We start from the raw sequence: 7,612 nt of genomic DNA, 5'->3' as shown, positions 1-7,612 counted from the left end.
GTTCCACTGCGCGAGGCGCTCGACGGTGCGTTGTCCCCGCGCTCGTTTGGGGCCGCGATCCCAGGGAGTACCGCTGCCGTCGATGGGTTCGTCAGGGTCGGGGACGCCTGCGGTTCCGATGATTGCGTGAGCACGATGTGTGTCGCCCGAAGCGGGCCGGCCCGGCGCAGGGAGCGGGTTGCGTTCGGGTGATGGGGTCAGCGCGCGCGGTGTGGCGGCGGGGGCGTCCGCGGCCATCGACCATGGGATGCCCGCTTCGGCCAGTGCCTCCTGAAGTTGGTCATCAGGCGGTTGGCCATGGAAGACCGCGCGCGCGATGTCGGCGACCGTGACATCTCCGCGGTCGGCGTCGCGGTGGATGTGTGCCTCGATGTAGCTGTTGCGGACGAATCGTTCGCCGGCGTAGTCGCGGCCGATGCCTTCCAGACCGTAGTACCCGAGGTCGTTGTGGTCGCTCGGTGTGGCGCCGAAGGATTCGGGCTGCGGGTCGAGGACACTGCTGGGTATGGAACTCACCCCCCACGGGGTACCCACAGTCGCAGTGGTCCGCTCGGCCACCTTTCGGTCGAGGACGAGATCGACGTCACCGTATTCGGCGAAGGGGTCGTCGGCACCTGTCCGCTGATACGGCGTGGTGCGAATGTAGCCGTAGATCGGACGCTGCTCCGCCGGGAGGTCGGTCGGATACCCGAACAACTCTTGTTCGAGCGCCGAGCGTTTCGCCAGCATGCCCCGTGCCAGTGTCTTCCGCTGTCCGATCAGCTCGTATTCGGTCTTGAACCGTCCACTCTGAATGATCCGATGGACTGTCAATGATTTGGTGCGCACCACGATGTCGCCCCCGAAAACCTGGCGCAGCTCCTCGACCATGAGGGAGCGGAGTTCGTCGACCGTGATGCCCAGTTCTTCGGCCAGTGCCGCCGTGCGACGCTCGTTCGCCCGCCGCCGTTCCACATCGGCACTGGCGGGGGTTATGCGAAGTCCGGTGAAAGGCTCCTCCCCGCCCAGGTCGCCCCGGCCGTCAGCTGTGTCGGGCTGGTGGTGCGCGGCGTCTGATCGGTGGGAGCCGGTGGCCGGCGCATCCGGAAGAGCTACGTTGGGTGGCGTTGAGAGTTCGGACGGGTGCGCGATATCGGAGCCGCCGGTGGTATCGAAGCGGACGGTAAGGAAACGGGGGCGGTAGACGCTGACGTCGTCGAGAACAAGCGTGCGGCGGGCGTGCCCCATGTCCCAGTCGACGGGCACGGCCCAGTTGACGTTGTACGACACAACAAGCCCACCCTGCCCACGATCCAGATGTGGATGCGCGAGCGCGTTGTATGTGTAAACGCCTGCATCGCCGTACGTTCCGTGCAGGCCGGTCTCGGGTGTCGTGTAGAGCACTGTCTTGTCGGTGAACGGCCCGAACGGTGTCGGGGCGGCGTAGGCGACGATGTCGGCACTGTAGATCTGGGTGGCGTCATTGGTGATCAGCAGGTACTGGCCACCGTAGGGGACAACGCTGAACTCGTTGGCCACGCCGGTCATCAGATCCACTGCGGCACGCTCGTTGCCGCTCCACCCGTTGTCGCCGGTGTAGTACTCCCAATCTCCCCTCAGGCTGTCACCCGCGACACGGGCGATCCGCAGGGACCGCTGCCCCCTCCCATGGTCGTGCGCGCCATATATGTAGGTGTATCCGTCGACGCGAGTGAGCGCTGACCCCCATGACACACCCCAAGACGATTCCCGCACCGCGACATCGATCGGCTCGACGGGGTTCGTCGCGTCGAACCGCGCGATCACCAGCCCGTCGGCTCTCTTGTCGCCACGCAGCTCGCCCGGCCGGTAGCGACGATAGGTGATCTCGACGAACTCACCGGCCACGACCGCATCGCCGGCCCAGTAGACGGCGGGGCCATCGTCGGTGGGTGGTTCCAGCACCGCCGAAGGCTCGTTCGCGGTGCCGCCGATTATGGTCGTGAACCGGTCTCCGTCCTGGATCAGCAGACTGTTGCGGACGAATGGCGTCTGCCCGCCATATTGACGTACCTGCGATCGAGAACCGTCAGGGTCCACTGTGCCGAGGAAGGTGTCGGAGAAGATCCACAGAGTGCGCCCATCGGGCAATTCCACCGAGAACGTGCTGTCCGCGCCGGTCCAGGTGAGTTCACTGGAATTGTCGTTGCCGTATGCGGTGAACAACTCCGTGAGTTCATCGCGTTCCACCGAGACGACGGGGGGTACCCGCGAAGGCCGGCTGCCGTCTGCTGCTTCCCCCGTGTGCGCGCTGCTGGCTCGAGGCTGCGGGTCTGGGAACGTATCGAATCGGTTGAAGACCGCGGGGTCACGTCCATCGGGACCCAGCCGTCGACTCGGCGTCGACGGCTGCGCCGGCCGCTTACGCGCGAACGGGTTGAATTCGGCGTCTGGCTGATAACCGGCCCGGGGTCCGGGAGTCGGGGCGGAGCCGCCGGTCGGTTTCGGGGCGGCGGGTTGCGGGTTGGCCGTGGCCTGGGCTCGGGCCTCCGCCTTGGCGCGCTCGACGATGTAGTCGGACAGGATGCGTTGTGCGGCATTCTCATCACCCTCGCGGCGGGCCGCGAACGCCTCGGGAAAAGCCTCGGCCGGCCGGACGCTTCCATCCTTGTGGAAGCTGAAGCCGCTCAGGACGCGGCGCAACCACACATCGAAAGGTTCGCGATCACCGACTTCGGCGGAATGCGCCGAGCGCAGGGCAGGCAGCACATTCTCCCAATCCTGGGCCGCCCGCTCGTTCGCCGCGTACTTGTCGACTCCTGGATCCGGTGCCGGGTACATATGTGCCGCGTGACCGATCTCGTGGCTGAACAGCCGGCGCACGAAGTTCGACCGGGAACCTGAATGACTGTGACTGTCGACGTCGTCTTCGTTGATGTAGCGGGAGAGCTCTCGGTTGATGGCATAACGTTCGTTCCACCTGACCCACAGGCCCTCGGGGGTGGGGTCCAGGTAGCCGATTCGCTCGTCCTGGAGCATGGGAGTCAGCGCGATTCCGACGATGTCGAGGTCTCCCAGCTCTGCCCGGTGGTGGCGAAGCTCGTCGGTGATCTCCCGGAGGGATTCCTCGCTGAAGTCGTTCATCTCGAATCCGACCAACTGCAAACCGAACTCGTTTCGCAGAACGTCGAGCAACGGTTGTTTCGCCTGGAAGCGCGCCTCTTCGGATTCGGTCCTCGGCCGGTTCATCGCGGCCTCGTTGCGGCCATCCCACTCTCGGGCGGCGTCCACCGCCAACTGATGGAGCACCCTGTGGCCCGCCGTCGCGTTCGAGCTGTCGTCGACGACAGCAGAGAAGGACTCCTCCAGCGCCGTTCGCATGTCGAGGGAGCCATCGCCGCGGAAGTTCTCAGCGGCGAATTGTTCACGCAACCAGGTTGCGAACTCAGCTGGGCCCGCGCCGGGCCGAGTGAGTCGATAGTGCTCGTAGAGCGTTCCGAGTGCTCGGCTTTCGCCGCGCCACCGGCCCGCGTGAACGATTGAGCGGAAGAATGTCCGCGTCACAATATCGTCGATGTGCTCGGTCAAGGTCGCCGGTTCGGCGTCGCGCCTGATCGTCACCTTGATCGAGAACGCGGAGACCTCGTCGCCGGAGATGTGCGGAGTTGCTTCGGCTGAGATGTCGTCGCCATCCTCCGCAATGGATACCGCGATCTCCCGCAGCTGGATCGGGTAACGAGTAAGGCGATCGTGGAAGGCTTGTGTCAGCTGATGAGCATGCTCGTCGGCCAGCGCCTCGATGCCGTAGAGCACCGTCTCCGGATGCTTCATCTCGAAGGCGTCGATGAGTTCATACGGACTCGAATACAGGTCGGCGTCCAGTTCCACGCGCGAATCCATGTCGAAGAATTTCGCCAGGGATGTCACGAGCGGCGTGAGCCCGGACTCCCCGGGCACGTGTACGCCGAGGCGGCGCAGTTCGGCCAGCGGATCCTCGCCGAGGAGTCCCCCATTCCCGAGCTCGATGTCGGGCGCGCCGAGCACCCTCACAAGGTCGCTCGCGATTGTTTCCAGCTGCGCTTTACGTTGTTCGAGCTCGTCGATGCTCAACCGTCGTCCGCGGACCGCTGCCTCGGCGGCGATGGACCTGCCGATCCAGCTGGAGAGTTCCGAGACCTGCAGGTTTTCGCCGACCACTCGCAGCGCCGTCTCGTCCAGCGGGCTCAACGCGTTCCTGAGCGGCGCCAGAGCTCGCAGCAGCGGTTGCGGAGTCGGTAGCAGCTCGGGATCGATCCCCAGGTGCGCGGCCAACTCCGCACGCGCCTGGTCGACCTGGTCCTTTCCGATCGTAGGTCGTCCCCACGCATTGCTGTCGGTAGCAGGTTCGGAGGCCAACGCGCCTGCTCGCTGTGGTTCTCCGGCAAACCACACCGATGGGTCCGTGCGCCCGCCAGGAACGGCAATAGTCTCGATCGGCCAGCCTTCGATGTTCTTGCGAGGGGGAAGGTCGAGGATCTCGGACGGGCTGAGCGGCGGACCCGTGACTGGCGTGCGCGCTGCCGTTGGGGCACTCGGCGCGCTCGTGGACCGAGGCTCCGGGTCGGGGAACGAGTTGAATCGGTTGAAGACTCCGGGGTTACGGCCATCGGGTCCCAGCCGCCGACTGGGCGTGGCCTGCTCGGTCCGGCGGTCGTGGCTGATGGGATCGAACTCGGCTTCCGGTCGGTTGCTGACCTGGGGGCCGGGAATGCCGGTGGGCCCGCCGGTGCGGTCCGGAGCTTCGGGTCCGTCGGCGAGTTGCTTCGGACCGGCAGTCTGGCCGGAGTCCGGGAGGAAGTAGCCGTACTCGACGATCTGGTCACCGTCCTGGACCACCCTGGTCACCACCTGGGTGATCCCTCGACCGCGCACGCCTTCCGGGATTCCGGTGGCACTTTCCACCCAGGGGAGGCGAGTGCCCTTGGGCACCAAGAAAATCCCCACATCGACGAAGTCGAAGCGTGGCGAGGGGTGGTGGCCGAATTCGGCGGTGCTGTAGCCGGGGTTCCAGGAAGTCCCGACGGTCCCCTCGGACACCACGGGGACATTCACGAAATAGTCGCGATCGGTGCGGTGGCGGTCCATGAACTCGTCCACCCGATGGACATGCTGTGCCGCGTCGTCGGTCGGTGAGCGTTGTTCCTCGGGAGTGGTCAGGTAACTGTTGGCGGCGTCGTATCCGAGGGGGCTCGCTGTGACCGAGCCGCGGATCCAAGCGAACGATTCACGGACCGGTTCGGAGAAGGTGGTCGTGAAATGCTGCCGGGCGTAGTCGATGGCTTCGTCGCGGCTGCCGAACATCAGCGCCGTGCCGGACAGTTCCGCGAGGGCAACCTCGTGCTGGCGGTATGTAGGCAGCGCGTCGAATTCCTCGTCGCTCATCGACGGTCGATACTCGAACGGCCGATCGGAATCGGTAGCGTCGGCGCGTGGTTGTGCAGTGGACTCGGCAGAGTGGTCGCCGGGGACGATGCGGCCCTGCTGGTCGGGTGGTTGCGTGTCGTGCGCCCGGATCTCGGCTGTGAACCGCGTGTTGGGATCGGTCTCCGCCGCGCTGAGCATGTCCGCGAATGCCTGTTCGGCGGGAAAGGGGCGGCCTTGGCTCGGCGCCGGAAACGGACCGGCGAGACCGGAGGGGTCGCGGCCGGATTCTTCCTGTGCTGCCTGCTGGGTTCTCGGCGCTCTGAGCCGTTCGTTCGCCTGCATGGCGCGCTGGACCAGATGGGCGGCCAGAATGAGCTCCGTCTGGTTTGCCGTGCCCCAACGCCAGGCAGAGTGTGCCTCGGCAAACGCCTCGACCGGTACGGGTTTACCGTCCTGATCGACGCTGTATCCGCTGAGTTCTCGCTGGAGGTGGGCAAGGAACTCACCCAGATCCTCTGGCAGGTTCGAACCCACGAAATGTTTGACCAGTTCGGGTAGGACCGCTTTCCAATCGTTGGCCACCGCATCGGCAACGTTGTCCGGCCCGAGGACATTGGCCGCGAAAAATTGGAGTACGTGCCCCATCTCGTGGGTGATCGTTTCGGCGGCGCCATCGACTCCGGGAGCCGAGAAGTGACCACTTGCTGCGCCGTCCGCGACGGTTTGACGATGCAGCTCGGCATTGATTGCGTACCGTTCGGATATCTGGAGAGTTATCTCATGGCCCTCCAGAAACACGCATCCCATGACGTCTTCATCTGCCATCGGGACCACCGAGAGGGTGGCCAGGCGAAGCTTGTCGAACGTTGCGAAATACGGGGCGAACTGCCGCAACATCGTGTGCACGACTTCCGGATCGATGTCGTCGAGGTCCAAGCCCGACGTCCTGTCGACGACGCGCAGCTCCTCGATGGCATCGATTGCGGATTTCCTGAGTGGCCGGATCATCTGCGCTGCCAATGTCCGGATATACGCGGACGGGCTGCGATGGTACTGACCCATGGCAAGTTCGACCAGGGTTCGGTAGAGAGTCCGATGCCCTTCGGTCGCATCGGAGGCCTTGGTGAAGATCTTCTCGAAGGAGCGGGACAATGCCAGTCTCTGCCATAGCCCACCGTCGTCGCGAAACGTCGATTCATCGAACTGTTCGCGCGTCCACGCAGCGAATCCTCGCTCCCCGCCGGTGCCGCCGCCTCCGATGTAGTGCATCCGCAGTTCGTCGAGGAGATAACTTTCCGCCCGCCATCTGCCCTGATGAATCAGGGCCTGTCCGAAAACGCGGATGGCGACGGAAGCGATGTCCGAACTGGAAAGCTCACTTAAGCGCTTGCTCCCAATGGTGAACCGCACCGTCCCGGCGGAGACTTGATCGCCCGAGACAGCTGGTTTTGCGACTGCGCTCCATCCGTTCCCGTCGACGACCGAAACGCCGATGACGCCGAGGGGGATCGGGAAATCGGTGAGCAGCCGGTGGAATATCTGGGCGAAGGTGTGCGCCTGCTCGGAACTCAGCGCGCTGGGCAGATTCATCGACGTGCCGGGATGCTTCCGCTCGAACGCGTCGGCGATCTCATAAGGGGTCAGCTGTTCACGCGCGCGTGATGGTGCCGCCGATGGATCGTCGGGCACGGACGCGGTGGGGGCCGGATCATCGGGGCCGGCGGCCTGCGCGGCGCCGAGTGGCGTGTGAAACTCGAACCACATGTGTTTGCCGTTGTGGTGGACGGTGACGCCGGTGTCGTCGGCGGCGGCTTGGACGATGGCGAGTCCGCGGCCGCGGGTGGCTTCGAAGTCGAGCAGGTCGCCTGGTTGAGGAATGTCGGTGCTGTTGTCGGAGACGGTGAATCGTAGGGCTCGCCGGTTTCCGGGGTGGGTTTCCGTGATGGTGAGGATGACTTCGCCGTTGGTGTGGCGGAGCGCGTTGGCGACGTATTCGTCGATGCCATATTCGGCCTCGTCGATCTTGCTGAACCAGGGGAATCGATTCCGGAGTACTTCGACTGCCCATTCTCGGGTCGGCCGGACGGGTCGAACTCTTTCGCCCTCTTCGCCGAGTTGTCCAGGGGCGGTGCCGTCCTCACGCACCACGCGTTGGACTTGCGTGCGGGGCGTTGTCTCCGTCGGAACATCGAGGAACTCTGCCGGCGAACGCGGAACTTGCGGTCCGGGTTGATCGACCGGCGCCACCGAT

1 protein-coding gene and 1 pseudogene are annotated in these 7,612 nt (G+C 65.0%); both read right to left on the bottom strand.

Annotation, left to right across the window (positions count from 1 at the left end; genetic code table 11):
* The coding region (locus RJ05_RS26315) for a DUF5005 domain-containing protein (protein ID WP_162140653.1) at window positions 1–7,050 on the bottom strand (7,050 nt) is incomplete at its 3' end.
* 135 nt (window positions 7,051–7,185) lie between these two features.
* Window positions 7,186–7,506 (bottom strand): annotated as a pseudogene (locus RJ05_RS33050) (hypothetical protein); the annotation flags it as partial.
* Between the last annotated feature and the right edge of the window lie 106 nt (window positions 7,507–7,612).

Origin of the sequence: Nocardia cyriacigeorgica NBRC 100375, from assembly GCF_000308555.1 — a bacterium.
Classification (GTDB): domain Bacteria; phylum Actinomycetota; class Actinomycetes; order Mycobacteriales; family Mycobacteriaceae; genus Nocardia; species Nocardia cyriacigeorgica.
This window is presented reverse-complemented; position numbering and strand designations above follow the sequence as displayed.